General features: G+C 31.6%; 3 protein-coding genes. All 3 read right to left on the reverse strand.

The genetic code is table 11. The features are described from left to right. Positions 1-298 precede the first annotated feature (298 nt). The 3 genes from AWE51_RS18275 to AWE51_RS18285 all read right to left on the reverse strand — a co-directional run bounded on the left by AWE51_RS18275 (position 299) and on the right by AWE51_RS18285 (position 2862). Positions 299-1210: an ADP-ribosylglycohydrolase family protein gene (locus AWE51_RS18275; RefSeq protein WP_066316482.1), complete on the reverse strand. Its 912-nt coding sequence runs from the start codon at positions 1208-1210 to the stop codon at positions 299-301. Positions 1211-1327: 117 nt separating this feature from the next. Next, complete coding sequence (locus AWE51_RS18280; protein WP_066316491.1) at positions 1328-2119, reverse strand: hypothetical protein; 792 nt, start codon at positions 2117-2119, stop codon at positions 1328-1330. Positions 2120-2301: 182 nt separating this feature from the next. After that, the gene (locus AWE51_RS18285; protein WP_066316493.1) at positions 2302-2862 is read right to left on the reverse strand and encodes a hypothetical protein; all 561 of its coding nucleotides are present in this window, start codon (positions 2860-2862) and stop codon (positions 2302-2304) included. Positions 2863-3100: the final 238 nt, after the last annotated feature.

The following is a 3100-nucleotide window of genomic DNA, read 5'->3' on the forward strand; positions in this document are numbered from 1 at the left end:
GTTATTCTCCACGTAACTAAATTTAGTTTTTTGACCAAGTATCCATATTAGTCCAATTACTAATGTTATAGATATTATTAAAATTATAAATATTTTTTTCATCAAATGGCTTACAACGTTTAGCTATGCGTAGTGCGGAAGCAAAAAATCACTGGTTTTCGAACTAGCACTAAGCCAAATTTTTTGCATTTTGTTTTAATTTTTCTCTTTTAACACCAAATCAAAAGATTTGACGACTTTACAAATAGACAATGACCTTTCGATTGAACCTAAACCCCGCATTATCGTATAGGTGCTGTTACACCCAGTTTTTTATTATAGCATCATTTATTGTTTTTTCAATCCAATCAAACTGATCTAGTTCTATTAATTTAGACATCAGACTTGCAGGAATTCCTTTTCGTCCGATTAAAGTTCCAACTATCTGCCCAGCTATTGAAGCATTAGTATCCGTATCTCCTCCAATTTCAATTAGCTGTTCAAATATACCTTCTATTCCGATTTTGGTCACTTGATTTGCTGAAGCAATTGCTAATGGCACAGAATTTACAACATATCCATCATTTCCTTTCTCTCCAATCTCTAATAGGTTATCTATGTCTTTTATTTCAATTAATCGGTCTTTTAATCTTGTGTCTGGAATTTGATCAATTAGTAATTCAATGAGATTTTCTTTACCTGTCCATTTTTTTTCTATGGCTGCCTGTATCGCAAGTGTAACGCATAGCGCACCAACATACGCTTCATCATTATTGTGCGTTATGTTACTTATTTCTCTTATTTGATCACGAGTAATTTTGTCAACAAAAGCTATTGGTGCGATTCTCATAGCAGCACCATTTCCAGCTGCATATTCTCCTTTTCTACCAACTTGACTCCAATGTCCACCGACTTCTAATTCTTGAAAAGCTTTTAGTGTACTAGCTCCAATTCCAGTAATTCTTCTTTGCTTGAAATAATTCAGATATTTTTGAGCAAAATACTCAGTTTTCAATTTATTATTTTCCGTAATTACTTCGCAAGTGGCTAAAGTCAGTTGCGTGTCATCGGTAATTTTCCATTGTGGAATTGTCTTTTCAGGTTTGCCAAAAAGATAAAAGGTATTCGCATCATCAGAGTCGGATTTTGCCAGATTTTCATATGCACTTCCATATGCATCTCCAATCGCACCGCAAATAATGCATCCTTCAAACCTTTCTGATATTGTCATTTTTTAATTGGGTGTAACGTTAAGTGTATGTTTTGTTTGGCTGTAATCGTTTGCGAAGCGCTAGCGTAGACAAACTATTTGCCAACTTGGAACATACACAGTGTTAGCATACGTTTTTTAATCTGTTAATTTTTTGTACGCTATTCTGAAGGGGAATATGATATTATAATCTTTCCCTTGAGTATGATAATAATCAAAATTTGGCAATTGCTTTACAATTTTGATAATCTCATTTTTATTATTTTCTTTAATATCTCCTTTTATATTAATTGAAAAATCATTTTTAGAGCTTCCCGTTTTAATTGTAATAGTAAACCTTATTATTTCTTCATCTGACACTATAACTTCTCTTAAGTCAATGTTTTTTTCTATAAATTCAATTAAGTTTTGAGTGTTTTCTGTATAAATAGATTTAAAGAAGTTATTGTTAGAAACGTCACTTTTCACTAAAACCCCATTTTTGAATGTGAATTCCAATTCGGATTTATGAATTTTACATCCTGGGCTGGCACCTAACCAAATATGCTCTCCCTTTGGAGCATATAATGTGTTAGAATACCAATCGGCATGAACTAATCCATTTTTATACTTTTTTTTAAATAAATCTTTTAAATCTGCTTTGTAATTATCTTTTAGGTAATTGCAACTATAAATATCTGATAAGTAAAGTTTGTTTTCAATTATTTTCCATTCGGCTTGAAAATTTTTAGTGTTCCCCCAGCCAAGAGGCTTAATTCCTTTTTCTAAAAACAGTTTTTGAAAATCAATTTTAGGATGGGAATATAAAGGTGATTTCTGGAACATAATTGTATCATTTTCCAAAATAAGCAAATCTGGTAAATGATATGTACATTGTGAAAAAGATAAATTTCCAATAACTGCAAAAAATATTAAAATTATCTTTTTCATAATGTATGCTAACGTTTAATATATGTGTCGTAGCAGGGCAAAATGTTATCCTGTTTTCGACAAAAACTGCGCATTGGTTGCTAACTTTTTCATTCTGTAAGCATTGCGCCTACATAAATATACAAGAACCAATCGATTAATCACTAATTAGCTATGATCACATATATAGTGTTGTAGCCAGTTTATTTTTCGTCAGATAACTCGTCAAAAAACTTAGTAGAATTTGTCAAAAACCTATGCGCATTTGATTTTCCGATTAATTTTGATAACTCTTTAATGTTGGGTTTACTTAGGTTTCCTTGGACATCCATTAATATCCAATCGTTTTTCTGACATAATTCGAGCATTGAATTTAGAAATACCAACGTTTTATCTGTTAGATCTGTTCGGAATTGAAACTCGTCAATAAAACCTCCATTCTCATTAATGTCAATATACGCATCGTGATCAAATTCCGACTTTTCACTTTTCCAGTTCAAACCATTTGTCCAACTTGCACGGGTTATAAATTTGTCTATTTCTTTTTCTAAATTTAAAATATCAACGTTTATTTCTTTCCACCATTTTATAGTTCTAGCGTCTTCAAAGTCAGGTTCAATATCTCCATCTATATCTCCAACAAAATTGTCCCAAAATTTTTTCCATTCAGAATGTTTAATTTCTAATTGTTCTGGTATATGACCAAACTTTTGTTTAATCGATTTTTTTGGAAGTATAAATATTGGAAACTGATTAATTGCCATTAGTTTATTTTGAATTGGCTACAACGTTAAATATATGGCAAGTTGGGCAGAAAAAAAGCGATTATTATCGGTTTAGCCACAAGCCAAATCTTTTGTATTTTCTGCTTGCCACGTCTTCGGCGTGGTTTTAATTTTTCTTTTTTAATACCAAATCAAAAGATTTGGCGACTTTGCAAATAGACAACAACCTTTCGATTAAACACTGACTGCCCTATTTGCTATATATCGTGTTACCCAC

Source organism: Aquimarina aggregata, from assembly GCF_001632745.1.
GTDB classification, from domain to species: Bacteria; Bacteroidota; Bacteroidia; order Flavobacteriales; family Flavobacteriaceae; genus Aquimarina; species Aquimarina aggregata.